This is a genomic window from Enterobacter sp. CRENT-193 (assembly GCF_002787395.1).
In the GTDB taxonomy this organism is placed as follows: domain Bacteria; phylum Pseudomonadota; class Gammaproteobacteria; order Enterobacterales; family Enterobacteriaceae; genus Enterobacter; species Enterobacter hormaechei_C.
The window spans coordinates 1,781,588-1,808,207 of sequence record NZ_CP024812.1 but is presented as its reverse complement, the minus strand read 5'-3'; the positions used below and the strand labels follow the sequence as shown (position 1 = coordinate 1,808,207).

Below are 26,620 nucleotides of genomic sequence, written 5' to 3'. Positions count from 1 at the left end.
ATAGAGGGAGTATTTTTCCGTCGGAGTGTCCATGGAGTTAAGACAAGAAGCTTTCCACCTGCTACGTCAGCTTTTTCAACAGCATACCGCCCAGTGGCAGCACGCATTGCCTGAACTGACCAAGCCACAATATGCGGTGATGCGGTCAATTGCTGAAAATCCTGGTATTGAGCAGGTTGCCCTGACTGAAGTCGCGGTGAGCACCAAAGCGACGCTGGCAGAAATGCTGAGCCGCATGGAAGCACGCGGCCTGGTCAGGCGCGAGCACGATCCGGCAGACAAACGCCGTCGGTTTGTCTTTCTGACTGCCGAAGGAGAGGCCCTGCTTGAGAGCAGTAAACCGATTGGAAATGAGGTGGATGAGGCATTTCTGGGGCGCCTTAACGGCGCGGAACGAGAGCAATTTTCAGCGCTCATTAAAAAAATGATGCAGGGTTAAGTCACCCTGACGCGCATAAAATCAATAAATGTTCGCACTTTCGCGGGCACATGCCGGGCATCGGGATAAACGGCATAGATGCCCTGCTGAGCAAACGTGTATGCCGGTAACAGCGAGACCAGTTCCCCCGCATCCAGTGCGTTACGCACCAGCCACTCCGGCAGCAGCGCCACTCCACATCCCGCGAGGGCAAAAGCCATCAGCGCCTGGGCGCTGTCTGCATACAGGCGCGGCGCTTTCTTGATCTCAAAGGAAACCGGATGTCCATCAACACCTCTCACCTGCCAGCGCAGCGGCGACGTTAAACGCTCGTGAATGATCCAGTCCGCTTCCGCCAGTTGTTCCAGCGAGTCAACCGGATGGTTTGCCAGCCAGCCTGGCGTTGCCACGGGCAGGATGGTGAAGGAGGTCATCAACGCGGCGTGGTAGCGCGAATCTGCAAGCGTGCCGAGCCGGATAGCGACATCGAAGCGCTCGGCGATAAGATCGGCATGCAAAGAGGACGAGACATGCCGCACGCGAAGGTCCGGGTGCAACTGGCTAAATTCAGCCAGCAAAGGCACCACCACCTGCGAGCCATATTCGGGCGTGGTGGTGATCCGCAGTTCTCCCGTCAGCCCGGCGTGGTTGGCGCGAACGTCATCCTGCAATCGCTCTGCATCCCGTAACAGCATCACGCTTCGTTGATGAAAGAGCTTCCCCGCCTCGGTCAGCGTCAGGCGTCGGGTGGTTCGCAGCAACAGGGTGACGCCCAGCTCCTCTTCAAGCTGACGAATATGAAAGCTGACCACCGCTTTTGTCAGCCCCATCGCCTCCGCCGCGGCGGTGAAACTGCCGGTGTCCGCTACGGCGATAAACATTGCCGTACGCTGTAAATTAAGCATCGCTTGCCTGGTTAACTGTCAAAATAATGTTGACAGTATATCGTGCTTTGTCGCGTTTATCCGTAACGTGCGGGCCGATACGATACGCCACCTCACCGGAGGAACTTCCATGACGTATCGCAGCAAAATCGCCGTCGTCTTTCTGCTCGGCTTTTTCCTTGATTTGATAAACATGTTTATTGCCAGCGTCGCCTTTCCGGCGATGGCTCGCGCTTTCAATACCACACCTTCCGCGCTTGCCTGGGTAAGTAACGGATACATTGCCGGGCTGACGCTAGTCATCCCTTTCAGCAGTATCCTGACGCGCCGCGTCGGGCCGAAGCGCGTTATCCTGCTCTCACTGCTTCTCTTTAGCGCGGCCTCCGTTGCGGCGGGTCTCTCATCTTCGCTGGAAAGTCTGATTGCCTGGCGAGTCGTGCAGGGCGCCGGAGGGGGTTTACTGATCCCGGTTGGTCAGGCGCTGACCTGGCAACAGTTTAAGCCTCATGAGCGGGCCAGACTCTCCTCGGCGGTGATGCTGGTCGCACTGCTTGCCCCCGCGTGCTCACCGGCTGTGGGCGGTATGCTGGTTCAAACATTCAGCTGGCGCTGGATATTTTTTGCCACCCTGCCCGTCGTCATTGTCACCTTTGCTTTGGCCTGCGCGTGGCTTAAAACAGAACCGTCGCCGATAACCCCCACCAGGACAGTAAACCTGTCTTTGCTGACGGATCCGCTGTTGCGCTTATCCATGCTTATCTATGTGTGCGTACCCGGCATTTTTATCGGCGTGAACGTAACGGGCATGTATTACCTCCAGAGCGAGGCCAATATGACACCCGCCGCAACGGGCATGCTTATGCTGCCGTGGTCTGTGGCTTCGTTTTTGGCTATCACCGCGACAGGACGCTATTTCAACCGTATCGGCCCCCGGCCGCTGGTGGTCATCGGTTGCCTTTTGCAGGCGACGGGCATTCTGCTTTTAGTTAACGTCGGCCCGGCAATGCTGCTACCTGCCGTTGCGTTTGCGCTGATGGGCGCGGGGGGAAGCCTTTGCAGCAGTACGGCTCAGAGCAGCGCGTTTTTGACGATGCGACCGGAAGATATGCCCGATGCCAGCGCGCTATGGAATCTCAATCGTCAGTTGAGCTTTTTTGCGGGCGCTCTGCTGCTGGCGCAGGCGCTGAGCTTCATGCAGGCTTATCTCTCGCCGCTGGCCGCCTGGCACGGGATGTTTGTTTTTGCCGCAGTCATCACTCTACTGCCCGTACTGTACGTCTACCGTCTTAACAACACGCAGTTACTTGCGCAACTGCAACAGGAGCAACCATGACCCATTTCGAACAAGAGATCCTCGACATTCACGTCGCCCTTGAAAACTGGTTAGGTGCAGGCGAAGGCAATCGGGACGCCCTGCTCGCCCGTTTCCGTCCGGATTTTCTGATGGTTCCACCGAGTGGCAACCCGTTAGATCATCACGCGCTTGCCCAATTTTTATATGCGCAGCGGGGAACCCGACCCGGGCTCAGGATCGGTATTGACGCGTTAACAACGCTTCAGACATGGGACAACGGCGCGGTGCTCCATTACCGGGAGACGCAAACCCGGCCAGGCCAGCCCGTCAACGTGCGCTGGTCAACCGCGGTGCTTAATCAGGAAGGGGATAACATCACCTGGCGTTTGCTGCACGAAACGGCGCAGCCGTAAGGCATAAAAAAGGCCCGTCTCACGACGGGCCTTTTCTGACGAATGGTTGCTTACTCGCGGAACAGCGCTTCGATATTCAGACCTTGCCCTTGCAGGATTTCACGCAGGCGGCGTAGGCCTTCAACCTGAATCTGACGAACACGTTCACGGGTCAGGCCAATCTCACGGCCGACATCTTCCAGTGTCGCAGCTTCATACCCCAGTAAACCGAAACGACGTGCCAGCACCTCACGCTGTTTGGCGTTCAGTTCGAACAGCCATTTGACGATGCTCTGTTTCATGTCATCGTCCTGCGTGGTGTCTTCCGGGCCGTTGTCTTTTTCATCGGCCAGGATGTCCAGCAGCGCTTTTTCGGAGTCGCCACCCAGCGGGGTGTCAACCGAGGTAATGCGCTCGTTGAGACGCAGCATACGGCTTACGTCATCAACCGGTTTGTCGAGTTGCTCTGCGATCTCTTCCGCACTTGGCTCGTGGTCCAGTTTATGGGACAACTCGCGCGCGGTACGCAGATAAACATTCAACTCTTTGACGATGTGGATCGGCAGTCGAATCGTACGGGTCTGGTTCATAATAGCCCGTTCGATGGTCTGACGAATCCACCAGGTCGCGTAGGTTGAGAAACGGAACCCGCGTTCCGGGTCAAACTTCTCAACTGCGCGGATGAGACCTAAGTTGCCCTCTTCAATCAGATCCAGCAGAGCCAGACCACGATTGCCGTAACGGCGGGCAATTTTCACGACCAGTCGCAGGTTACTTTCGATCATGCGACGACGCGAGGCAACATCACCACGCAAAGCACGACGTGCGAAATAGACTTCTTCTTCGGCCGTTAGCAGTGGGGAGTAACCAATCTCCCCAAGGTAAAGCTGAGTCGCGTCCAGCACACGCTGTGTGGCACCCTGCGATAACAGCTCTTCTTCAGCCAAATCGTTATCACTGGGTTCCTCTTCTACTAAGGCTTTTTCGTCAAAAGCCTCTGCTCCGTTCTCATCAAATTCCGCATCTTCATTTAAATCATGAACTTTCAGCGTATTCTGACTCATAAGGTGGCTCCTACCCGTGATCCCTGGACGAGACACCCTGGCTGGCATGCCCCGTCAATTTATCGCTGCGGTAAATATTGCAGCGGGTTTACGGATTTCCCCTTGTAACGAATTTCAAAATGCAAGCGTGTAGAACTGGTTCCGGTGCTACCCATGGTAGCGATTTTTTGCCCCGCCTTAACTTCTTGTTGTTCCCGGACCAGCATTGTGTCGTTATGGGCGTAGGCACTCAGGTAATCATCATTATGTTTGATGATAATAAGATTACCGTAACCGCGCAGTGCGTTACCGGCATAGACAACGCGTCCGTCTGCGGTCGCGATGATTGCCTGTCCTTTACTGCCTGCGATATCGATCCCTTTGTTGCCCCCCTCAGAGGTAGCGAAGTTCTCGATGATCTTGCCGTCAGTTGGCCAACGCCAGGTGGTAATTGACGAGCTGGCATTCTGACTGCTTGCAGTCGGTACAGTAGAGCTAACCACAGGTGCCGTAGTCGGTGCTGTGACAACAGTCGCAGTACCTTTATTATTCGGCAACATTTTGTTAGCACTCTGATCACCTGAATCCTCAGAATACGTAATTACAGGTTGTGAAGCAACCACCGTGGTGGTTTTTTGTGCAGGGGTGACGCTGTTATTTTGCGCAGTTACGTCGGCTGCTGAAACGGTGTTGCCTGGCGTAAGCGGTGTCCCCGTCGCGTTGCCAACCTGAAGCGTTTGCCCGACTTCCAGAGCATACGGGGCCTGGACGTTGTTTCGCTGTGCCAGATCGCGGAAATCGTTCCCGGTGATCCAGGCAATATAGAACAGCGTATCGCCGCGCTTCACGGTATAGGTGCTGCCGCCGGTATAGCTACCTTTCGGAATGTTCCCATACTTACGGTTATACACTATGCGGCCATTTTCAGTCTGAACAGGCTGTTCCACTGGCTGTATCTGCGTAGGCTGCGTAACTGGACGCTGAACCGGCTGGATCTGCGGCGTTTGCTGCGCCGTTGAGGTGCCCATTTTAGGCGGAGGGGTGATCAACATTCCGCTGGACGTGTTACCCGAGCCGCTGGTTCCATTAACGGAACTGACGGGCGCAGGCGCGTTATTTGAACTTGTACAGCCTGCCAGCCAGAGCGAAACCAGTGATAATGCCGCAACACGGCTGATGGTGAATTTTGGGCTTCCCGCGCTCATTTATCCCCCAGGAATGTGTTAACTACCAGTGACTTAAAAATAACCGTGATGGCACGAACCTATCGCGCCACACCATACGCTGAATTTGCCTTAATAACCCTGGAAAAATCCGAGTCTCAGGCCAGCTCGCCCTTAACCAGGGGCACAAAGCGTACGGCTTCCACGGTATCGATAATAAACTCGCCGCCGCGTCGACGAACGCGCTTTAAAAGCTGCTGCTCATCGCCGACGGGCAAAACAAGAATGCCGCCCTCGTCCAGCTGCGAGAGAAGTGCAGCGGGGATTTCAGGTGGCGCTGCCGTGACAATGATGGCGTCAAACGGGGCGCGAGCCTGCCAACCCTGCCATCCATCGCCGTGGCGCGTCGATACATTATGTAAATCAAGCTGTTTCAGGCGACGGCGCGCCTGCCACTGCAACCCTTTAATCCGTTCCACGGAACAGACATGGTGCACAAGGTGGGCCAGGATCGCGGTCTGATACCCTGAACCGGTGCCAATTTCCAGCACCCGGGAGTCTGGCGTTAACTCCAGAAGCTCCGTCATACGCGCCACCATGTAGGGCTGCGAAATCGTCTGGCCTTGCCCGATGGGCAGCGCCACGTTTTCCCACGCTTTGTGTTCAAACGCCTCATCTACAAACTTCTCACGGGGAACCTGGGCAAGCGCATCCAGCACCTGCTCGTTGGCAATCCCCTGTGCGCGTAATTGTTCCAGAAGAGTTTGTACACGTTTACTTACCATTGCGCGTTCACTCCGACCCGATCTAACCAGTCCGACACCACATCATGCGCGCTATAAGCGGTTAAATCTACGTGCAACGGCGTAACGGAAACGTAACCCTCATCCACCGCAGCAAAGTCGGTGTCTGGCCCGGCATCGCATTTATCTCCCGGCGGGCCGATCCAGTACAGGGTATTGCCGCGGGGATCCTGCTGGGGAATAACCTGATCGGCCGGGTGGCGACTGCCGCAGCGCGTCACGCGGATCCCTTTAATCTCGTCCAGTGGGAGATCCGGCACGTTAATATTAAGGATACGTCCGGTACGCAGTGGCTCGCGGCCAAGCGCACGGAGAATGGAGCAGGTCACCGCGGCGGCAGTGTCATAGTGGGTGTGGCCGTTTAACGAGACCGCCAGCGCCGGGAAACCCAGGTGACGCCCTTCCATCGCCGCGGCCACGGTGCCGGAGTAAATCACATCATCGCCAAGATTTGGCCCGGCATTGATGCCGGAGACCACAACATCCGGCCGAGGGCGCATCAGCGCATTTACGCCCAAAAACACGCAGTCGGTCGGCGTCCCCATCTGGACGGCAATATCGCCATTCTCAAAGGTAAAGGTGCGAAGTGAAGACTCCAGCGTCAATGAGTTAGACGCGCCACTGCGGTTACGATCGGGAGCCACGACCTGCACATCCGCAAATTCGCGGAGGTGTTTCGCCAGCGTCTGAATACCTGGCGCATGGATCCCGTCATCGTTACTCAGCAATATTCGCATAATCACCCGACGTGTTGATAAGTTCCCTGACAACACTGGTGGCAAAGCTACCTGCCGGCAGCCAGAAGCGTAACTCGACGGTTACGTCATCCCACCAGTTCCAGCTCAACTGTTGCGGGTAGAGGAGCATCGCACGGCGCGCCGCCTCGACCTTTTCCCGCACCAGCAACGATTGTAATTCTGGCGCATCCGCCACCGCTGACTGCTCAGCGGCCAGCGCCTCGCCCTGGGTTCCCCAGTCGCCTGAACCCGGCAAGGCGGCGGTAATCATCAGCGTTTTAGCGTCCACGCGCGACTGGACATCGGCCATCTCATCGGCCGTTGCCACAAACCAGCTTCCGCGTCCCGCTAATTGTAGCGCATCGCCGACAACAACTTGATTCGCGTCCGGTTTTTTCAGCCGTTCGCTCACAATCTGATTAAACAACGCACTGCGGGCCGCCGACAACCAAAAACTGCGTTTATTACGATCGCGCACCGGTGCACCGCTTTGCGCCCAGCGCAGCGCGCCCAGCAGGTTGCTGCCACCAATGCCAAAGCGCTGTGCGCCGAAATAGTTTGGCACGCCGCGTTCGTTAATGGCCTTCAGGCGTTTTTCAACGTCTTCGCGTTCGGTCACTTCGCGCAGCACCAGCGTAAACGCGTTGCCTTTTAACGCTCCCAGACGCAATTTGCGTTTATGGCGGGCGTATTCCAGTACCTTACAGCCCTCAAGCTCAAATTTGCTTAAATCGGGCATGGCATTGCCGGGCACGCGGGCGCAAAGCCACTGTTCGGTCACGGCATGTTTATCTTTTTGACCGGCAAAGCTCACTTCGCGGGCGTGAATATTGAGGAATTTTGCCAGCGCGTCCGCCACGAAGCGGGTGTTGCAGCCGTTTTTCAGAATGCGCACCAGGATGTGCTCGCCTTCGCCGTCCGGCTCAAAACCGAGATCTTCCACTACCACGAAATCTTCAGGGTTGGCTTTCAGCAGCCCCTTGCCCTGCGGTTCACCGTGCAGATACGTCAGGTTGTCGAAATCCGTCATTTGGCCGCCTTCACCAGCAGCGCCACGGCTTCACAGGCAATGCCTTCGCCACGACCGGTAAAGCCCAGTTTCTCCGTGGTGGTCGCTTTGACGTTGACGTCGTCCATATGGCAACCCAGATCTTCAGCGATAAACACGCGCATCTGAGGGATGTGCGGCAGCATCTTCGGTGCCTGAGCAATGATCGTCACATCAACGTTGCCAAGGGTGTAGCCTTTGGCCTGAATACGACGCCAGGCTTCGCGCAGCAGTTCGCGGCTGTCTGCGCCTTTAAAAGCAGGATCGGTGTCCGGGAACAGTTTGCCAATGTCGCCCAGCGCGGCGGCACCCAGCAGCGCGTCGGTCAGCGCATGCAGCGCCACGTCGCCATCAGAATGCGCCAGCAGACCTTTTTCGTATGGAATGCGCACGCCGCCAATGATAATTGGGCCAACGCCGCCAAAGGCGTGTACATCAAAACCGTGTCCAATACGCATTATGCCTTCTCCTGAGGGGTCGTACGGGTAAGATAAAATTCCGCGAGCTGTAAGTCTTCCGGGCGCGTCACTTTTATATTATCAGCGCGCCCTTCAACAAGCGTGGGGTGGAAACCGCAATACTCCAGCGCCGAGGCTTCGTCCGTAATGGTCGCACCTTCTTTAAGCGCACGCGTTAAGCAGTCGTGGAGTAATTCGCGGGGAAAAAATTGTGGCGTCAGCGCGTGCCAGAGATCGACGCGCTCGACGGTGTGGGCAATCGCCGGTTTACCCGGTTCGGCACGCTTCATGGTGTCACGCACCGGGGCGGCCAGAATGCCGCCCACGTTACTGGTTTCACTCAGAGCCAGCAGACGTGACAGATCGTCGTGATGCAGACAGGGACGCGCGGCATCGTGCACCAGCACCCACTGCGCGTTCCCGGCAGCCTGAATGCCCGCCAGAACGGAGTCAGCCCGCTCTGCGCCGCCGTCAACGACGGTAATCTGAGGGTGATTCGCCAGCGGGAGCTGAGCAAAACGTGCATCGCCGGGGCTGATGGCAATAACAACGCGTTTCACCCGAGAATGCGCCAGCAGCGCCGCCACGGCGTGCTCGAGGATCGTTTTATCGCCAATTGAGAGGTACTGCTTAGGACATTCTGTCTGCATGCGCCGGCCAAAACCTGCGGCCGGCACCACGGCACAGACGTCCGAAAAAGTTGCTGCCATGTCGTAATCCTGGGCCTGATTATCGATTGTTTTGTGCGGAGCCCTGATTGCGTTTAGACGCATCCGGAACCAGGCGATAAAACGTTTCGCCCGGCTTAGTCATACTGAGTTCATTGCGTGCGCGCTCCTCAATCGCCTCCTGGCCGCCATTGAGGTCATCAATTTCAGCAAAAAGTTGATCGTTACGCGCTTTAAGTTTGGCGTTTGTCGCCTGCTGTGCCGCGACGTCATCGCTCACCCGGCTGTAGTCGTGCAGTCCGTTTTTGCCGAACCACAGCGAATATTGCAGCCAGACCAGCAAAGCCAGCAACAGCAGCGTTAGTTTACCCATCCTGCCCCCTGAAAAAACGGCATCATCATCCCATAACTTTCCGCTGGACTCTACTGCGGGGTTTTAATTATGCCGTAAGTTAGCCCATCAGCCATAAAAACAGCAGGCCAAAGATGACCACAACGGTGGCGATAGTGATGAGCGTACTATACAGGAGCTTGCCGTTGAAAAGGGAGTGCAGCGCCACGCCCACAACCACCGCAACGGGCATCAGCGCCAAAAAGAAAGGCCAGGTATAGAGGAAGAAAAAGAGGGTGTTACCACCGTAGATCAAAAACGGGATACCCAGCGCCAGTAGCCACGACACAAAGCCGACTATCGCCCCAGGGAAGGACCAGGTCGTCTCGTCGTCGGTCGTTAACGGTTCCGACCCGGTGGTAATCATGTAGTTTTCACTGTTGCGCATAGCTAATCCTGTGACCGTGACTCATCGCTCGGGAAGACAGCTCCCGAACGATACCGTCTCAGGATCTGATAATATCGTCCCGTCTGAGCAGGTCTAATAATTGGCTTACTAAATTTGTTACCAATTGTTGACCTTCCAGCTGAATCTCAGGGGATTCAGGCGCTTCGTAAACGGAGTCAATGCCGGTGAAGTTTCGCAGCTCTCCCGCGCGGGCTTTTTTGTACAGCCCTTTAGGATCGCGCGCTTCGCAGATTGCCAGCGGGGTATCCACAAACACTTCAATAAAGCGATTCTGCCCCACGCGCTCACGCACCATCTGACGTTCGGCGCGGTGCGGTGAGATAAACGCCGTCAGCACCACCAGCCCGGCATCCGCCATCAGGCTGGCGACTTCCCCCACCCGACGAATGTTCTCTTTACGATCTTCATCGCTGAACCCTAAATCGCTGCACAGGCCGTGACGCACGTTGTCGCCGTCCAGCAGGTAGGTGCTCACCCCCTGCTGATGCAGCGCCTCTTCCAGTGCGCCTGCCACCGTGGATTTACCGGAGCCAGACAGCCCGGTAAACCACAGCACAACCCCACGGTGACCGTGGAGCTGTTCGCGCTGGGCGACGGTGACCGGATGAGGATGCCACACGACGTTCTCATCATGGGCGGCCATCACTTGCCTCCCAGCAGATCGCGTGCGCCCCAGTGCGGGAAGTGCTTACGCACCAGCGCGTTCAGTTCCAGCTCGAAGGCGCTGAACTCAGACGTCACGCTCGCCTGCGCGTCAGGCTCGCGCACCATGCCGGCACCGACGGTAACGTTCGTCAGGCGGTCAATGAAGATGAGCCCGCCCGTAACAGGATTCTGCTGATACGGATCCAGCACCAGCGGCTCGTCGAAGGTCATATCCACCAGACCGATGCCGTTCAGCGGCAGCTCGCTCACGTCACGGTGGGTCAGGTTGTTGATGTCCACCTGGAACTGAATGCCGTCCACGCGGGCGCGGGTTTTCTTGCCGGCGATTTTAATGTCATAGCTCTGGCCTGCGGTCAGCGGCTGTTCCGCCATCCACACCACGTCCACGGATGCGCCCTGCACCGCCGCCAGCGTTTCCTGCGCGTCGACCAGCAGGTCGCCGCGGCTGATATCAATTTCGTCTTTCAGTACCAGGGTTACCGCTTCACCTGCTCCGGCTTCCTCCAGATCGCCATCAAAGGTGACGATTCGGGCAATGGCCGATTCCACACCGGACGGCAGCACCTTCACGCGCTGGCCCACTTTGACCGAGCCGGACGCAATGGTGCCCGAGAAGCCGCGGAAATCGAGGTTCGGACGGTTCACGTATTGCACCGGGAAGCGCATCGGCTGGGTATCAACCACGCGCTGAATTTCAACGGTTTCCAGCACTTCCAGCAGCGTCGGGCCGCTGTACCACGGCATGTTCCCGCTCTGAGAGGCGACGTTATCCCCTTCCAGCGCCGACAGCGGCACAAAGCGAATATCGAGGTTGCCCGGCAGCTGTTCAGCAAAGGTCAGGTAGCTCTGACGGAGCTCGTCGAATCGCGCTTCGCTGTAGTCCACCAGATCCATTTTGTTCACCGCCACCACCAGATGTTTGATCCCCAGCAGCGTAGAGATAAAGCTGTGACGACGAGTCTGATCCAGCACACCTTTACGGGCGTCAATCAGCAGGATCGCCAGATCACAGGTGGACGCGCCGGTCGCCATGTTACGAGTGTACTGCTCGTGCCCCGGGGTGTCGGCGATAATAAATTTGCGCTTTTCGGTAGAGAAGTAGCGATAGGCGACATCAATGGTAATGCCCTGCTCGCGCTCCGCCTGCAAGCCGTCTACCAGCAGCGCCAGGTCGAGTTTTTCGCCCTGGGTGCCGTGGCGTTTACTGTCATTGTGCAGGGAAGAGAGCTGATCTTCGTAGATCTGGCGCGTGTCGTGCAGCAGACGTCCTATCAGGGTGCTTTTCCCGTCATCAACGCTGCCGCAGGTCAGGAAACGCAGCAGACTTTTGTACTGCTGGGCGTGCAGATAAGCTTCTACGCCGCCTTCATCGGCAATTTGTTGGGCAATAGTCGTATTCATGGCGGCTCCTTAGAAATAACCCTGACGTTTCTTCAGCTCCATGGAGCCTGCCTGGTCGCGGTCAATCACGCGGCCCTGTCGCTCACTGGTGGTCGACACCAGCATCTCCTCGATGATCTCCGGCAGCGTCTGCGCACTGGATTCCACCGCGCCGGTCAACGGCCAGCAGCCGAGAGTACGGAAACGGACCATCTGTTTTTTGATCACTTCGCCCGGCTGTAAATCAATGCGATCGTCGTCGATCATCATCAGCATGCCGTCGCGCTCCAGCACCGGGCGCTCGGCCGCCAGATACAGCGGAACGATCTCAATATTTTCCAGATAGATGTACTGCCAGATATCCAGCTCGGTCCAGTTGGAGAGCGGGAAGACGCGAATACTTTCGCCCTTGTTGATCTGGCCGTTGTAGTTGTGCCACAGCTCCGGACGCTGGTTTTTCGGGTCCCAGCGGTGGAAGCGGTCGCGGAAAGAGTAGATACGCTCTTTGGCGCGGGATTTCTCTTCGTCACGGCGCGCGCCGCCGAAGGCCGCATCAAAACCGTATTTATTCAGCGCCTGCTTCAGCCCTTCGGTTTTCATGATGTCGGTATGCTTGGCGCTGCCGTGCACGAACGGGTTGATACCCATCGCCACCCCTTCCGGGTTTTTGTGCACCAGCAGCTCGCAGCCGTAGGCTTTGGCGGTACGGTCACGAAACTCGTACATCTCGCGGAATTTCCAGCCGGTATCCACGTGCAGCAGCGGGAACGGCAGCGTACCCGGATAAAACGCTTTACGCGCCAGGTGCAGCATGACGCTGGAATCTTTACCGATGGAGTACATCATCACCGGGTTAGAAAACTCGGCGGCCACTTCGCGGATAATGTGGATACTTTCCGCTTCGAGCTGCCGCAGGTGAGTAAGTCGTTTTTGGTCCATAACCGTTCCTTAAGCCAAATTTATAACAGAAGCGCCAAAGCCTTCTGTGTCGGTTGTGTGTTGGAACCAGGCGAGCGTGCTGTGCAGCTGCACCACTTCTCCCACCACAATCAGGGCGGGCATTGGGGCGTCTTTCGCCAGGGTTGCAAGGTCTTGTAAAGTGCCGATGGCGACATGCTGATCGACGCGTGTCCCGCGGGAGATCACCGCTACCGGCGTCGCCGCATCGCGACCGTGCTGAATAAGCTGTTCGCTGATGTCTGCCGCTTTCATCGTGCCCATATAAATCGCCAGCGTTTGCCGGCTCTGGGCGAGATGCGACCAGTCAAACGGCGTACTGTCGGCTTTATAGTGCCCGGTCACAAAGGTCACGCTCTGGGCGTAATCGCGATGGGTCAGCGGAATACCGGCGTAGGCCGTGACGGCAGACGCCGCCGTAATGCCGGGAACCACCTGGAACGGGACGCCCGCTTCGGCTGCCGCCTGCAACTCCTCGCCACCACGACCGAAGATAAACGGATCGCCCCCTTTCAGGCGCACCACGGTTTTGCCCGCTTTCGCAGCGGCAATCAGCATTTGATTGGTGTCGTGCTGCGGCACGGAGTGCTCGCCGGCACGTTTGCCGACGCAGATTTGCTCCGCGTCACGGCGGATCAGCTCGCGAATACCGTCGGTGACCAGGTGGTCGTAGAACACGACATCCGCATCCTGAAGAACCTGGAGGCCACGCAGCGTGAGCAGCCCGGCATCGCCCGGCCCGGCGCCCACCAGAATGATCTCCCCGCCCGTACTGCCGGGGTTATCCAGTTCGTCTTCGAGGATTTGTTGCGCCGCCGTCTCGTTACCGGCCTGCATCAGGCTGGCAAAGCGGCCGCGAAACACACGCTCCCAGAAGCGACGGCGTTCCGTCACGCTGGTCAGACGCGTTTTCAGATGGTTGCGCCAGTAGCTGGCCTTCTCCGCCATGCGTCCGAGGCTGGTCGGCAGCAGCGCTTCGATTTTTTCTCTCAGCACGCGCGCCAGCACCGGGGCGGTGCCGCCGGAGGAGATCGCCACCAGCAGCGGCGAGCGGTCGACAATCGACGGGAAGATAAATGAACATAACGGCTGGTCGTCTACCACGTTCACCAGGCGGTGACGGGCCTGGGCTGCGTCGGAGATTCGGCTGTTGAGCGCCCGATCTTCGGTTGCCGCAATCACCAGTACCACGCTGTCGATCTGAGACTCTGCAAAATCCGCCTCTGCAACGATCTGCACCTGCGCCCCGGCGCGTTGCAGGAAGGCGATTTTGCGATCGGCAATTTCACCCGTCCCGACAACCAATACCGGTCGGTCTTTTAAGGCAGCAAAAAGGGGGAGATAGTCCACAGGCAACAACTCACTAACAACCACGAATAAAGGGACTATAGGGGGCGGCTTAGATCGAATGAAATTACGAATTGGAATGAGTAGTTACTCAATGGAATAACGCCGTGGAAAAGCAAATATCAAAAAGTGCTTAACACGCGAAATTTCCGGCATTTAAGAGCAATTCAAATTGTGTCTACCCGATCACAGTTTCATACTATGCGGGTTAAAATTTTGCTCTGTTTTTAAGGACTCACTATGTTTTCCGCAATGCGCCACCGATTCGTTACCCTGGCGCTCGGCGTTTGCTTTATCCTTCCGGCTCAGGCAAAAAATCCATCTTACGGTGAAATAGCCAGTATGCAGGCGCGGCATATTGCGACGGTCTTTCCGGGCCGTATGACCGGAACCCCAGCCGAGATGCTCTCGGCAGACTATATTCGTCAGCAGTTTGCGGATATGGGCTATGAAAGCGACATTCGCGCTTTCCACAGCCGCTACATCTATACCACTCGCAATAAAACGCAAAACTGGCATAACGTAACTGGCAGCACGGTTATTGCGGCGCACGAAGGAAAGGCGGCTGAGCAGATTATTATTATGGCGCACCTTGATACCTACACGCCGTTGAGCGATGCCGATGTCGATAATAATCTCGGCGGGCTGACGCTTCAGGGACTGGATGATAATGCGGCGGGTCTGGGCGTGATGCTTGAGCTGGCCGAACGCCTGAAGAATATTCCGACGAAATACAGCATTCGCTTTGTTGCGACCAGCGGCGAAGAAGAAGGAAAACTCGGCGCTGAGAATCTCCTTAAGCGCATGAGCGCTGAGGAGAAGAAAAATACGTTGCTGGTGATTAACCTCGATAATCTGATCGTGGGGGATAAGCTCTATTTTAATAGCGGACAGAGCACGCCGAGCAGCGTACGTAAACTCACCCGCGACCGCGCGCTGGCGCTTGCCCGCACGCATGGCGTCTATGCCGCGACAAATCCGGGCGGTAACCCGGAGTATCCTAAAGGCACAGGCTGCTGTAATGACGGTGAAGTGTTTGATAAGGCGGGCATTCCGGTGCTGTACGTCGAGGCGACGAACTGGGCGCTGGGCAAAAAAGATGGCTATCAGCAGCGCAGCAAATCGAAAGCGTTCCCGGACGGGACCAGCTGGCATGATGTGCGGCTGGATAATCAGCAGCACATTGATAAAGCGCTGCCGCAGCGGATTGAGCACCGCAGCCGAGATGTCGTGAAAGTGATGCTGCCGCTGGTGAAGGAGCTGGCGAAAGCGGAGAAAGCCTGAGGCCGTTAAGCATAGTGCGGCCTTATGCCCTCACCCCACCCCTCTCCCACGGGGCTGAGGGTTCCCCACAAAATAATGCCTGCACAGACGGCCCCCTCTCCCTTGAGGGAGAGGGCTGGGGTGAGGGGGAACATACGGCTCTGGTGGTCATTCCGTTCACTTTATGTTCCTTGCTACTCTGTCACGACATGACCGGTGAACGTGCCAGGGTGGCTCAGTCGCCACCACCCTGGCGACCCGGGCTTCCGGCGGAAAATCGCCGCTTCGCGGTGCCTTCGGCTTATTCATTCCGGCTTATCGGGGACGGGCGGAGGTAACATCCCTGTAAAGCCCGCCCTCTCGGCGCATCCCTGCGCCTCGCCCCGGCCTACAGGAAACGCCTCAGCGATTTACAGCCGGACCGAAGCATCGCTGAAAGCCCTCAGTTATTCTGAGGCAACGTTATCGCTTTTGCTTTCGAATTACTGGGGAACCACCCACGGGGAGAGGGAGAATTAAGCCTTTGTAGGCCCGGTAAGCGCAGCGCCACCGGGCAAAAAGGTTATCACCCTTCGTGCAATCCGCACTCGCGCTTCAGCCCGAAGAATCGCGTCTCTTCTTCCGCCATTCCCGGTTCCCATTTACGCGTGGTGTGGGTGTCGCCTACCGACAGGTAGCCTTGATCCCACAGCGGATGGTACTTCAGCCCGTGCTTTTGCAGATACTGGTACACCGTGCGGTTATCCCAGTCGATGATCGGCAGCACTTTGAACACGCCGCGCTGCACCGCCAGCACCGGCAGCGTTGCCCGGCTCCCGGACTGCTCGCGGCGCAGGCCCGCAAACCAGGTCTGAGCGTTCAGTTCTTTTAGCGCCCGGTTCATCGGCTCGACCTTGTTGATCTCATTGTATTTCTCAATGCCCTCAACGCCCTGCTCCCACAGCTTGCCGTAACGCGCCTCCTGCCAGGCCGCGCTTTCCGTCGCACGGTAGACTTTCAGGTTCAGCCTGAGCTTATCCGTCAGCTCGTCGATAAACTGATAGGTCTCCGGGAACAGATAGCCGGTATCGGTGAGGATCACCGGAATGTCCGGACGGATCTGATTCACCAGATGCAGACTGACCGCCGCCTGAATGCCAAAGCTCGACGAAAGCACATAGTCTCCCGGCAGGTTTTCCAGCGCCCACGCCACGCGCCCTTCGGCGTCCAGCTTTTCCAGTTGGGCGTTAGTTTCTGCGAGTGCCAGAATGCGTTCGACTTTTGGCAATGCGTTAAGCGCGTTTAGATCGAGTACGGACATAATTACCTCTCGTGGTTACTCCCAGAAATCCCTTGCGGGATCGAGCACCGGGCGAATGATGCCCGCACGTACCGTAAAGTCGCCGAAGCCTTCACCCGCTTCGCGCTCTTTCGCCCAGCATCCGATAAGCACGTCGAGGGAATCGAGAATTTCCGGCTCGGTGATGTTCTCGCGGAACATACGCGGAATACGCGTCCCGATACGGTTACCGCCCAGGTGCAGGTTATAGCGACCCGGCGCTTTCCCTACCAGACCGAGTTCGGCCAGCATCGCGCGACCGCAGCCGTTCGGGCAGCCCGTCACGCGCATAACAATATGCTCGTCCGGAATACCATGTTTTTCCAGAATCGCTTCCACTTTATCAGTGAAGGACGGCAGGAAACGCTCGGCTTCGGCCATCGCCAGCGGACAGGTCGGGAACGACACGCAGGCCATCGAGTTTTCACGCTGCGCGCTCACCGCATTCATCAACCCGTGCTCGCGGGCCAGCTCTTCAATTCTCGCCTTTTCGCTTTCCGGCACGCTGGCGACGATCAGGTTCTGGTTAGCGGTGATACGGAACTCGCCTTTGTGGATCTTCGCGATTTCCAGCAGGCCGGTTTTCAGCGGACGGCCCGGATAATCAAGAATACGGCCGTTTTCGATAAACAGCGTCAGGTGCCATTTATTATCGATACCTTTAACCCAGCCGATGCGATCGCCGCGACCGGTAAATTCGTAAGGGCGGATCGGCTCAAACTTGATGCCCGCGCGACGCTCCACTTCTTCTTTGAACGTCTCGACGCCTACGCGCTCCAGAGTGTATTTGGTTTTCGCGTTTTTACGATCGGTACGGTTACCCCAGTCGCGCTGGGTAGTAACCACCGCCTCAGCCACAGCCAGCGTGTGCTCCAGCGGCAGGAAGCCGAACTCGCTCGCGGTGCGGGCGTAGGTTTTCTTGTTCCCATGCTCAATGGACAAACCGCCGCCCACCAGCAGGTTAAAGCCGACCAGCTTGCCGTTTTCGGCAATCGCCACGAAGTTCATGTCGTTGGCGTGCAGGTCGATATCGTTCTGCGGCGGGATCACCACCGTGGTTTTGAACTTACGCGGCAAGTAGGTCTGACCGAGGATCGGCTCTTCATCGGTGGTGGCGACTTTCTCCTGATCGAGCCAGATCTCCGCATAGGCACGCGTGCGTGGCAGCAGATGTTCGGAGATTTTTTTCGCCCACTCGTACGCTTCGGCGTGCAGTTCGGACTCGTACGGATTCGAGGTGCAGAGCACGTTACGGTTCATGTCGTTGGCGGTCGCCAGCGCGTCCAGACCCACGGAGTGCAGCATCTGGTGAACCGGCTTGACGTTCTTCTTCAGAATGCCGTGGAACTGGAAGGTCTGACGGTTGGTCAGACGAATGCTGCCGTAAATCGTGTTGTCATGGGCAAACTTGTCGATCGCCTGCCACTGTTTGGTGGTGATGATGCCACCCGGCAGACGACAGCGCAGCAGCATCGCGTGACGCGGCTCCAGCTTCTGCTCGGCACGTTCGGCGCGGATATCGCGGTCGTCCTGCTGGTACATACCGTGGAAACGGATCAGCAGGAAGTTGTCGCCTTTGAAACCGCCGGTCAGGCCGTCATTTAAATCTTCGGCAATGGTACCGCGCAGGTAGTTGCTCTCTACCTTCATGCGCTCGGCATCAGACAGTTTGCCTTCGACCACCAGTGGGCCAGGATGTTTTTCGCTCATTAGTAGACATCTCGCTGATAACGGCGCTCTACGCGCAGCTCACTTAAAAATTCATCCGCCGTTTCGGCATCCATACCGCCGAATTCGGCAATCACTTCCAGCAGTGCCTGCTCAACGTCTTTCGCCATGCGATTGGCGTCGCCGCAGACATAAATGTGGGCACCGTCATTGATCCAGCGCCACAGCTCTGCGCCCTGTTCGCGCAGTTTGTCTTGTACGTATACTTTTTCTTTCTGGTCACGAGACCAGGCCAGATCGATGCGGGTCAGCACGCCCTCTTTGACGTAGCGCTGCCATTCAACCTGGTAGAGGAAATCCTCGGTAAAATGCGGGTTGCCGAAGAACAGCCAGTTTTTACCCGGTGCCTCGTCCGCTGCACGCTGCTGCATAAAGGCGCGGAACGGTGCGATGCCGGTGCCCGGGCCAATCATGATCACCGGCGTTTCCGGGTTCGCCGGCAGACGGAAGTTGTCGTTGTGCTCGATAAAGACGCGCACCTCGCCCTCTTCTTCCACGCGGTCGGCCAGGAAGCCCGAGGCCCCGCCCGCCCGCGCGCGGCCTTCGATGTCGTAACGCACCACGCCAACGGTGATGTGGACTTCGTTTTCCACTTCCGCCTGTGAGGAGGCGATGGAGTAAAGACGCGGCGTCAGTGGACGCAGCAGGCCGATCAGCGCGTCGGCATCCAGCTGTGCCGGTGAGAAACGCACCATATCGACAATCGGCGTTGTCGCCGCGTATTGCTGTAACTTCGCCTTATCCCCGACCAGCGGAAGGAGCGATTCGCTGCGGGTTAAGGTGGCGTAGTTTTCAACGATGTTGGCGGTGTTCACCGTCAGCTCGAAATGCCACTGAAGCGCCTCAGAGAGCGGTAAGGTTTTACCCTCCACCTGGACCGGCTCCGTGCCTTTCAGCCACAGCAGTTCGACCAGCTCTTTCACCAGCGCCGGATCGTTCTGATACCAGACGCCCAGCGCATCGCCAGGCTGATAACGCAGGCCGGAGTCACCGAGATCGATTTCGATATGGCGCACGTCTTTTTCCGAATCACGGCCCGTGATTTTCTGGTTTACCGACAGGGTCGCCGTCAGCGGCGCCTCTTTCGTGTAAGGGCTGGTGTGGATTTCGTTGACGGTGCCCGCTGCGGTAACGGCGGCCTGCGCTGGCGTCTCTTTCGGGACGCGGGCCTTCAGCACCTCAACGATGCGCGCCCGCCATTCGGCGGCGGCGGCCTGGTATTCGACATCAGCGTCTACGCGATCCAGCAGGCGCTCTGCACCCAGCTCCGCCAGCTTGCTGTCGAAATCTTTACCGGACTGGCAGAAAAATTCATAGGACGTGTCACCGAGGCCGAAGACGGCAAAGGCGGTGCCCTCGAGCTTTGGCGCTTTTTTCGAGAACAGGAACTTATGCAGCGCGACGGCTTCTTCCGCAGGCTCGCCTTCGCCCTGCGTTGACGCCACCACCACCAGCAGTTTTTCTGACGCGATCTGTTTGAATTTATAATCCCCGGCGTTGACCAGGTTAACGTTCAGCTTCGCGGCGAGCAGGTCATCACGCAGCGCTTCGGCCACACGACGGGCATTACCCGTTTGCGAAGCGGAGATAAGCGTGATGGCAGGAATTTCAACGGCCGTTGGCGGGACGCCAGCCACAGCACCCGGCTGCTGGTTCAGCATTCCCCAGAAATAGCCGGAGACCCAGGCGAGCTGGGTGGGTGAAAAATCGGAAGTCGCGGCCTGGAGGCGCGCCAGTTGCTCCGGGTTAAGGGGAAGCAAATTTGAAGGTGGGGCCTGTGTTGTCATGCGTCGTTATGTTCCAGTAGCAAAGCGGACTTTAAGCGAATAAATCCAAACTGAAGATAAGGTTAACGGCGGGGATAATAACAATTAAAGAAGGGATGGAAATAATAAATAACCAAATGGACTAACCTGTTTTAGTTATCGTTCTTAACGATAAAAGCGATTAAACAACTGTCTGAAATAAAACAAAAAAAGTCGATAAACACCATGAATACGAGGCGGCGACAGTTCAGAGCCGTTTTAGTTAATGATAAAAATTGTGCTTTCCGGTACTATGCGGCGGTTTTTTCCGCATTCCTGAGAGCTATGATGTCCACCACACTGTTTAAAGATTTCACCTTCGAAGCCGCACACCACCTTCCACACGTTCCTGCCGGGCACAAATGTGGCCGCCTGCATGGACACTCGTTTATGGTGCGTCTTGAAATCACCGGTGAAGTCGATCCCCATACGGGCTGGATCATGGACTTTGCCGAACTGAAGGCCGCGTTTAAGCCGACCTACGATCGTCTCGATCACTACTATCTGAATGATATTCCGGGCCTTGAAAACCCGACCAGCGAGGTGCTGGCGAAATGGATTTGGGATCAGATGAAACCGCTGGTCCCGCTGCTGAGTGCGGTGATGATCAAAGAGACCTGCACGGCAGGCTGCGTCTACCGCGGGGAGTGAATCTCCTCCGTTTCGGCCTCACGAGGCACGAGCGGCGTAAACTCGTAGAGCACCAGCGCATTACTCTCCAGTGATTCACTCAGTTGCCAGCCGTCATAAAGGCGTTCATCGCGTACGGAAAGCGTTGGACGCGCTTTATGCGCTATCCAGCGCCACATTTCTTCATCAGGGCCGCTTTCGCTGCCAACCCCTTCAAGCAACGGATAGAGCGCGCCGTTGTGCTGATCAAACAGATGGCATTTAATTCGCCATTTACCGCGCATTCCCTTCAGGTGTAAATGATACTGCTGGCGAAAACGCTGGATGAAGGCTTCTTCACTGGATAGGAGCGGATTAAAAACCACCACATTACGCAGTAACAGCTGATAACCATTGCGATGGCGCGTAAGCAGGACACGCTTATCATTGACCAGCACCTCGCCCCGCAGACGTTGCCAGAGCCAGAGTACCCAATAAACCGGACGCGGCAGACCATGGTTATACTGTAGCGCAAGGCTTGAGGTATCGATGGTGTTGTTCGCACGGGCTTCTCCCTGAAGGCCCGAATTGAGCCAGAATCCCGCCAGCCAGACCTGCTCCGAAAGCCCGAGCAGGTTCTGCATCAGCAGCGCCCCACGAAAAAACCAACCGTTTGTCGCCCGCGTGTTGCCGGTGAGGGTATTCCAGGAGAGAAGCCAGACGGGAAGCGAACATTTTCGCAGGCGAAGGGCAGCGAGGATCTGGCGGACCTTCAGTATCGGATAATTTTCCGTTGAGTAGAGAGGGGTTACCTCCAGCTGCGCGGGATCGAGAAGTTCATTGGCATCGGCAGAACAGGCAAGAAAATCGGCCTGCATCAGGATGGCTGAACTGAACAGGGTATCGTCGCTTACGCCCGCGCTGACGGGGGCAAATCGGTGCCATAAACCAAACTTTGCCTGCGGAAGATAAGTTCGTATTGCCTTTTGCTGGGCCAGCCAGACCTGCTCCCGGGTCTCCTCACTCGCCTGTGTTGACCAGTGCATGACGAAGTGCCAGCCCGCGGTGATCTCTGGCGCAAAATGATTAACCGACTGTTGTAAAAAGCGGGTGAGAAGATCGCGGCGGGTCGTTACGCCGGTGTGCAGTAGCACCGTCCACTGCTTTTTTGCCAGCCAGGTGAAGAGCTGATGCAGATTGTACCAGCAGGCGTAGCCTGCCATCTGGGGGTCATCCCACCCGGTAGCAAACAGACGACTGCTGAGAAAAGGTTCGGCGATATCAATTCCCTCAATGGGAATAGCCTCATTTATCGCCTCCAGATTTTGTCGAACGTCCTCACGGAGCAAATCGTCGAGCTCACGCAGGGTAATGACCACCCGCATACGGCGCAGCGAGGCAGAAAGAGGATTGAGCTGCTCAAGATCCAGTCTCTGCTCCTGCTGCGGGTGAACGACGAGCGGCGAGGCTCCCCAACCGCGCGCCACCGGTTCATTGAGCAGGCTAAACAGCTTGTCCACGGCGACCGGATAGCGCTGCTCACGCCTGTCCGTCCGAATACGTGCCGCCTCCGGGTGCTGGCGTCGGGCCTTACGAAACTCACCCGGAGACATATTGTGAACACGCCTGAACCGATCGCTCATCATGCGCGTGCTGGCGAAACCCTGCTCAAGCGCAATCTGATGCAGCGGTCGGTTCGTCAGCCGGAGAGCGTTGGCCGCCTTTTCCAGCCGCAGGCGGGTGATGTACTGCATGAAACTGATCCCCACCTCCTTGCGAAAGAGACGAGAGAGCCAGGCTTCAGAAACATATTCACTCGCGGCGATTTCCGCAAGCGTAATACGGCGGGAATAACTGGCATTGATTCGCTCTATCACCCGGGCGATGCGTTTGCTGTGCGCTGAGGAAAGTTCCCGGGACAGCATACGGGCGGGCTGTTGAAAGCGGCTGGTCAGCAACAGCAATATCTCGCTCAGCCAGCGGTACGCCTCCAGCCGGTAGCGGTGCGGGTCGTTGATGAGGGTGACCACAAGAAGCTGGCGCAGCAGATCGCGAAGCGCATCGCACTGGGGCCAGACGCCTCCGGCTTCTGCCGGTACAGCATAATCATGGGCAAAAAAATCATTGCAGAGCTGGACGACCCAGCGCCCGGAAAGGGTTACGCGCAGGGTGACATTTGCCGTTTCGCTCGTGAACTGCCAGCGCCGATGACGGTTTATGATGGCAAGGGTATTGGCCTCCAGGATGTCACGTCCCGCATCGGTGTTCAGCTCTGCCCGCCCTTCCAGCACCCAGAGCAACGTTAGCGTATCGCCTTCATCCTCCACGCAGTGGCGAATGTCCTGAATCTCTATCCAAAATTCATCTCCCCGTTGCGCCATCTTACCCCTCATCAAAGACAAATAATGACCTGCTCTTTTTTGTCATAACTGAATTGTATGAAAAACAATCAAAATAAAGCCGTCGCTTTACAACAAAAAAATGCATTTTCAGGCGGGACGATCGTCATAGACTCGAAATTATCATCGTTTGGCAGAAAAAGGATAACAAAAATGACACATCCAATTATCGAAGCTCTGCGTGGCAACGAAGCTCGGTTCACTGAATTACGGCGCTATTTTCATCAGCATCCTGAAATTGGTTTTGAGGAGCACAACACGAGCGATCGCGTTGCTGCGCTGCTTCAGGAATGGGGATATGAGGTTCATCGCGGGCTGGCGAAAACCGGTGTGGTCGGCACACTGAAGGTGGGTAACGGGCATAAACGCCTGGGTCTGCGCACCGATATGGATGCGCTGCCAATGCAGGAAAACAACGGCAAGGCGTGGAGCAGTACCGTTGAGGGTAAATTCCACGGCTGCGGTCATGACGGCCACACCACAACGCTCCTGTATGCAGCGGAGTACCTGGCACGCACCCGCAATTTTAACGGCACGCTGCACCTTATTTTTCAGCCCGCGGAAGAACTTCTGTATGGCGGACGCGTTATGGTAGAGGACGGTTTGTTTGACCTGTTCCCCTGCGACCACATCTTTGGTCTGCACAATATGCCGTCACAGCCCCTCGGAAAAATTGGTCTGCGCGATGGTGCCATGATGGCCTCTTCCGACACTCTTCATATTGAGGTTAACGGCGTGGGGGGTCACGGTGCGGTGCCAGAACATACCGTTGACGCCACCCTGGTTGCCTGTCATATCACTATCGCTTTACAGTCCATTATTTCGCGCAACATTACCCCCTTCCAGCCTGCCGTCGTTACCGTAGGCAGCATTCAGGCCGGACATGCCCCCAACATTATCAACGACAAAGTATTGATGAAACTTACCGTGCGCACGCTGGATGAACGCGTGCGGCAAACCGTGCTACAGCGTATCCATGATATCGCCGTTGCACAGGCGGAAAGTTTCAATGCGACGGCCACCATTCGACACATTAACGGCAGCCCGGTACTGAAAAACAATCCGCAAGCCAACGAGATGGTGCGCAGCGTCGCCACCGATCTGTTCGGTCAGGATTCCGTCGCGGAGGTGAATGCGTTTATGGGCAGCGAAGACTTTGCTTTCATGCTCGAGAAAAATCCCAATGGATGCTATTTCACCCTTGGCGCCGGCGATGAGCCTGACCGCTGCATGGTACATAACCCGGGTTACGACTTTAACGACAACATTCTCCTCACCGGCGCGGCGCTGTGGGCCGCACTGACCGAACACTATCTGCGCTGATTCGCACCTTCCCGGGAGGGCTGCACTATGAGTACCGTTTCCCTGACAGGCGCATCCGCCTACGCCGGTAACGATCGGCTGCTGGCGGGTATCGTCATGAGCGTTCTGACATTCTGGCTGTTTGCCCAGTCGGTTATCAACGTGGTTCCGGCCATGCAGAATAGCCTCGATATTGCCCTCGAAACCCTTACGCTGGCCGTCAGCCTGAGCGCATTGTTCAGCGGCTGTTTTGTCGTTGCCTGCGGTGGGTTTGCCGATAAGTTTGGGCGCATGCGACTGACCATGATTGGCCTGATCCTGAGCATGATCGGGAGTGGTCTGCTGTTCATTTCATGGGAGCCCGTCCTGTTTCTGTTGGGAAGAGCGATACAGGGGCTATCAGCGGCCTGCATCATGCCCGCCACGCTGGCGCTGATTAAGACCTGGTATGACGGTAAAGCACGCCAGCGGGCCATCAGCTTTTGGGTTATCGGCTCCTGGGGCGGCAGTGGCCTGAGCTCGTTTGTGGGAGGCGCCATCGCTACCACGCTGGGCTGGCGCTGGATATTTATTTTCTCCATGGTGGTGGCTCTGGCCGCGCTATTGCTTATCCGCGCCACCCCGGAAAGCCGCAGCCCTGATGCGTGTCGACACAAACTGGATATCAGCGGCCTGGTGAGTTTTGTCCTTATGCTGGTGCTGTTCAATCTGTTTATCAGCAAAGGACACAGCTGGGGCTGGAGCAGCAGTTTATCGCTTCTTGTACTGTGTGGAGCCGTGATTGCACTGATGTGCTTTGTCGTTACCGGGCGACGGAAAGGCGATGCGGCACTGATCGATTTCGCCCTGTTTAAAAACCGGGCCTATAGCGCCTCGGTATTCTCAAATTTCCTGCTCAACGGCTGCATTGGCACCATGATGATCGCCAGCATCTGGTTGCAGCAAGGCCATCATCTGTCACCGCTACAGACCGGCATGATGACGCTGGGGTATCTGGTTACCGTACTGGCGATGATCCGGGTGGGTGAAAAACTGCTTCAGCGCTATGGCGCCAGGCTGCCGATGATGACCGGCCCGCTGCTGACCGCAACAGGTATTACGCTGATTTCATGCACCTTCTTAAGCAAAGAGGTCTACATTGTCACCGTCTTTCTGAGCAATATTTTATTCGGGCTGGGGCTCGGATGTTACGCCACGCCCTCAACGGACACGGCGGTAATGAATGCCCCTGAAAACAAAGTGGGGGTGGCTTCAGGGATCTATAAGATGGGCAGTTCCCTGGGCGGCGCAATGGGGATCGCGGTCACCGCATCGCTGTACGCGCTATGGCTGCCGATGGGAACGGCCAGTGCCGCGCAGTATGCCTTGCTTTTCAACAGTGCGATTTGCCTTGGGTCAGCCGTAGTGACCTGGGCATTACTGCCAACAACAAAAGCCCCGCGTTAAGCGGGGCCACAAAAGTATCAGGCAATGTTCAGATATTTGTGCGTCTGCATCGACAGGCGCCAGTTGCGGGCGATACAGGTTTCAATGCACAGACGGGTCGCATCGTCTTTCTGGCTGATAGGCTGTAGCGCGATCACGCGCTGCTTTTCGTCCGTCAGCGTCGCCAGCAGTTCATCCAGCGCTTCGATGTCACGCACGCGCCCCACCGGATGTTTGATCTCATCAGCACGCTCAAGCGCCTGCGACAGTACGTCATACCCGCCGCGCATATTCACTTTCGGTGAAACCGTTACCCACGTTGAATGGGAGCAGCGCACTTCATGGGTACCGCTGGTTTCAATCTGACAGCTATAGCCGTTCTTTTCGAGCAGTTCGGTGAGCGGCATCAGATCGTGAATGCAGGGTTCCCCGCCGGTGATCACCACGTGCCGCGCCGTCCAGCCCTGACGACCAATAATGGCAAGCAGATCTTCCGCGCTGCCCGCGCCCCATTTATCGCTCTCTTTGGTTTTCGCCAGAATGCTGAACAGCGACACTTCCCGATCTGCGAGCTTATCCCACGTATGTTTGGTATCACACCAGGCGCAGCCAACCGGGCATCCCTGTAAACGAATAAAGATAGCGGGAACGCCGGTAAAGTAACCCTCGCCTTGAAGGGTCTGGAACATCTCGTTAATCGGGTACTGCATAGT

27 protein-coding genes are annotated in these 26,620 nt (G+C 56.8%); 8 read left to right on the top strand and 19 right to left on the bottom strand.

What is annotated here, in order from left to right; all coding sequences use genetic code 11:
* The first annotated feature begins 31 nt into the window (after window positions 1-31).
* Window positions 32-439 (top strand): MarR family winged helix-turn-helix transcriptional regulator, encoded by a 408-nt coding sequence (locus CU081_RS08910; RefSeq protein ID WP_022651767.1) that lies wholly within the window; start codon window positions 32-34, stop codon window positions 437-439.
* On the opposite strand, the gene CU081_RS08905 is transcribed toward CU081_RS08910, so the two are convergent.
* Window positions 436-1,323 carry a LysR family transcriptional regulator gene (locus CU081_RS08905; protein WP_003862107.1) on the bottom strand — a complete coding sequence of 296 codons (888 nt, stop codon included), beginning with the start codon at window positions 1,321-1,323 and terminating at the stop codon, window positions 436-438. The two genes, CU081_RS08910 and CU081_RS08905, sit on opposite strands and share 4 nt — an antisense overlap.
* Before the next feature lie 109 nt (window positions 1,324-1,432).
* Between CU081_RS08905 and CU081_RS08900 the strand changes: the two genes are divergently transcribed.
* Entirely contained in the window at window positions 1,433-2,635 is a 1,203-nt protein-coding gene (locus CU081_RS08900) for an MFS transporter (RefSeq protein ID WP_039269081.1), read from the top strand.
* Window positions 2,632-3,009 carry a DUF4440 domain-containing protein gene (locus tag CU081_RS08895; protein ID WP_022651771.1) on the top strand — a complete coding sequence of 126 codons (378 nt, stop codon included), beginning with the start codon at window positions 2,632-2,634 and terminating at the stop codon, window positions 3,007-3,009. Before CU081_RS08900 ends, CU081_RS08895 begins: the two co-directional genes overlap by 4 nt.
* Window positions 3,010-3,059: 50 nt before the next feature.
* Here CU081_RS08895 and rpoS read toward each other — a convergent pair whose 3' ends face one another.
* Window positions 3,060-4,052 (bottom strand): RNA polymerase sigma factor RpoS, encoded by a 993-nt coding sequence (gene rpoS, locus CU081_RS08890; RefSeq protein ID WP_013098493.1) that lies wholly within the window; start codon window positions 4,050-4,052, stop codon window positions 3,060-3,062.
* A 59-nt stretch (window positions 4,053-4,111) separates the two neighbouring features.
* Window positions 4,112-5,185: a murein hydrolase activator NlpD gene (gene nlpD, locus CU081_RS08885; protein ID WP_306173475.1), complete on the bottom strand. Its 1,074-nt coding sequence runs from the start codon at window positions 5,183-5,185 to the stop codon at window positions 4,112-4,114.
* On the opposite strand from nlpD, the gene CU081_RS26765 reads away from it, so the two are divergent.
* Window positions 5,127-5,258, top strand: a complete 132-nt coding sequence (locus CU081_RS26765; protein WP_306173474.1) for a peptidase — start codon at window positions 5,127-5,129, stop codon at window positions 5,256-5,258. The genes nlpD and CU081_RS26765 overlap by 59 nt on opposite strands.
* Before the next feature lie 94 nt (window positions 5,259-5,352).
* On the opposite strand, the gene CU081_RS08880 is transcribed toward CU081_RS26765, so the two are convergent.
* The 11 genes from CU081_RS08880 to cysG form a co-directional block, all read right to left on the bottom strand.
* Window positions 5,353-5,979, bottom strand: coding sequence for a protein-L-isoaspartate(D-aspartate) O-methyltransferase (locus CU081_RS08880; protein ID WP_015571709.1), 627 nt, complete (start codon window positions 5,977-5,979; stop codon window positions 5,353-5,355).
* Window positions 5,973-6,734, bottom strand: a complete 762-nt coding sequence (gene surE, locus CU081_RS08875) for a 5'/3'-nucleotidase SurE (protein WP_017382816.1) — start codon at window positions 6,732-6,734, stop codon at window positions 5,973-5,975. The genes CU081_RS08880 and surE overlap by 7 nt, the downstream gene beginning before the upstream one ends.
* Complete coding sequence (gene truD / locus CU081_RS08870; protein ID WP_022651773.1) at window positions 6,715-7,764, bottom strand: tRNA pseudouridine(13) synthase TruD; 1,050 nt, start codon at window positions 7,762-7,764, stop codon at window positions 6,715-6,717. The genes surE and truD overlap by 20 nt, the downstream gene beginning before the upstream one ends.
* Entirely contained in the window at window positions 7,761-8,240 is a 480-nt protein-coding gene (ispF, locus tag CU081_RS08865; protein ID WP_003862097.1) for a 2-C-methyl-D-erythritol 2,4-cyclodiphosphate synthase, read from the bottom strand. The genes truD and ispF overlap by 4 nt, the downstream gene beginning before the upstream one ends.
* Window positions 8,240-8,950: a 2-C-methyl-D-erythritol 4-phosphate cytidylyltransferase gene (gene ispD, locus CU081_RS08860; protein ID WP_022651774.1), complete on the bottom strand. Its 711-nt coding sequence runs from the start codon at window positions 8,948-8,950 to the stop codon at window positions 8,240-8,242. The genes ispF and ispD overlap by 1 nt, the downstream gene beginning before the upstream one ends.
* Before the next feature lie 19 nt (window positions 8,951-8,969).
* The gene (gene ftsB / locus CU081_RS08855) at window positions 8,970-9,281 is read right to left on the bottom strand and encodes a cell division protein FtsB (RefSeq protein ID WP_003862095.1); all 312 of its coding nucleotides are present in this window, start codon (window positions 9,279-9,281) and stop codon (window positions 8,970-8,972) included.
* Between the two features lie 79 nt (window positions 9,282-9,360).
* Window positions 9,361-9,687, bottom strand: a complete 327-nt coding sequence (locus CU081_RS08850) for a DUF3561 family protein (protein ID WP_006811767.1) — start codon at window positions 9,685-9,687, stop codon at window positions 9,361-9,363.
* 58 nt (window positions 9,688-9,745) lie between these two features.
* Complete coding sequence (gene cysC, locus CU081_RS08845) at window positions 9,746-10,351, bottom strand: adenylyl-sulfate kinase (RefSeq protein ID WP_022651775.1); 606 nt, start codon at window positions 10,349-10,351, stop codon at window positions 9,746-9,748.
* Window positions 10,351-11,775: a sulfate adenylyltransferase subunit CysN gene (gene cysN / locus CU081_RS08840; protein ID WP_022651776.1), complete on the bottom strand. Its 1,425-nt coding sequence runs from the start codon at window positions 11,773-11,775 to the stop codon at window positions 10,351-10,353. Before cysN ends, cysC begins: the two co-directional genes overlap by 1 nt.
* Window positions 11,776-11,784: 9 nt before the next feature.
* Window positions 11,785-12,693: a sulfate adenylyltransferase subunit CysD gene (gene cysD, locus CU081_RS08835; RefSeq protein WP_006811770.1), complete on the bottom strand. Its 909-nt coding sequence runs from the start codon at window positions 12,691-12,693 to the stop codon at window positions 11,785-11,787.
* 9 nt (window positions 12,694-12,702) lie between these two features.
* The gene (gene cysG, locus CU081_RS08830) at window positions 12,703-14,061 is read right to left on the bottom strand and encodes a siroheme synthase CysG (protein WP_022651777.1); all 1,359 of its coding nucleotides are present in this window, start codon (window positions 14,059-14,061) and stop codon (window positions 12,703-12,705) included.
* Window positions 14,062-14,298: 237 nt separating this feature from the next.
* On the opposite strand from cysG, the gene CU081_RS08825 reads away from it, so the two are divergent.
* Window positions 14,299-15,342 carry an aminopeptidase gene (locus CU081_RS08825; RefSeq protein ID WP_022651778.1) on the top strand — a complete coding sequence of 348 codons (1,044 nt, stop codon included), beginning with the start codon at window positions 14,299-14,301 and terminating at the stop codon, window positions 15,340-15,342.
* A gap of 544 nt (window positions 15,343-15,886) precedes the next feature.
* Here CU081_RS08825 and cysH read toward each other — a convergent pair.
* The 3 genes from cysH to cysJ are packed head-to-tail and all read right to left on the bottom strand — an operon-like array spanning window position 15,887 to window position 20,154.
* Window positions 15,887-16,621, bottom strand: a complete 735-nt coding sequence (cysH, locus tag CU081_RS08820) for a phosphoadenosine phosphosulfate reductase (RefSeq protein ID WP_003862694.1) — start codon at window positions 16,619-16,621, stop codon at window positions 15,887-15,889.
* Window positions 16,622-16,636: 15 nt separating this feature from the next.
* A complete protein-coding gene (gene cysI, locus CU081_RS08815) occupies window positions 16,637-18,349 on the bottom strand; it encodes an assimilatory sulfite reductase (NADPH) hemoprotein subunit (RefSeq protein ID WP_022651779.1) in 1,713 nt (570 codons plus the stop codon).
* Window positions 18,349-20,154: an NADPH-dependent assimilatory sulfite reductase flavoprotein subunit gene (gene cysJ / locus CU081_RS08810; RefSeq protein ID WP_003862698.1), complete on the bottom strand. Its 1,806-nt coding sequence runs from the start codon at window positions 20,152-20,154 to the stop codon at window positions 18,349-18,351. The genes cysI and cysJ overlap by 1 nt, the downstream gene beginning before the upstream one ends.
* A gap of 303 nt (window positions 20,155-20,457) precedes the next feature.
* Here cysJ and queD point away from each other — a divergent pair, with 303 nt between their 5' ends.
* Window positions 20,458-20,823, top strand: a complete 366-nt coding sequence (gene queD, locus CU081_RS08805; RefSeq protein WP_006811776.1) for a 6-carboxytetrahydropterin synthase QueD — start codon at window positions 20,458-20,460, stop codon at window positions 20,821-20,823.
* Here queD and CU081_RS08800 read toward each other — a convergent pair.
* The gene (locus CU081_RS08800) at window positions 20,808-23,162 is read right to left on the bottom strand and encodes a helix-turn-helix domain-containing protein (RefSeq protein WP_022651780.1); all 2,355 of its coding nucleotides are present in this window, start codon (window positions 23,160-23,162) and stop codon (window positions 20,808-20,810) included. The genes queD and CU081_RS08800 overlap by 16 nt on opposite strands.
* A gap of 171 nt (window positions 23,163-23,333) precedes the next feature.
* On the opposite strand from CU081_RS08800, the gene CU081_RS08795 reads away from it, so the two are divergent.
* Window positions 23,334-24,503: a M20 aminoacylase family protein gene (locus CU081_RS08795; RefSeq protein WP_003862704.1), complete on the top strand. Its 1,170-nt coding sequence runs from the start codon at window positions 23,334-23,336 to the stop codon at window positions 24,501-24,503.
* Between the two features lie 27 nt (window positions 24,504-24,530).
* A complete protein-coding gene (locus tag CU081_RS08790; RefSeq protein ID WP_023323679.1) occupies window positions 24,531-25,928 on the top strand; it encodes an MFS transporter in 1,398 nt (465 codons plus the stop codon).
* Between the two features lie 17 nt (window positions 25,929-25,945).
* Here CU081_RS08790 and queE read toward each other — a convergent pair whose 3' ends face one another.
* Window positions 25,946-26,617, bottom strand: coding sequence for a 7-carboxy-7-deazaguanine synthase QueE (gene queE, locus CU081_RS08785; protein WP_006811780.1), 672 nt, complete (start codon window positions 26,615-26,617; stop codon window positions 25,946-25,948).
* Between the last annotated feature and the right edge of the window lie 3 nt (window positions 26,618-26,620).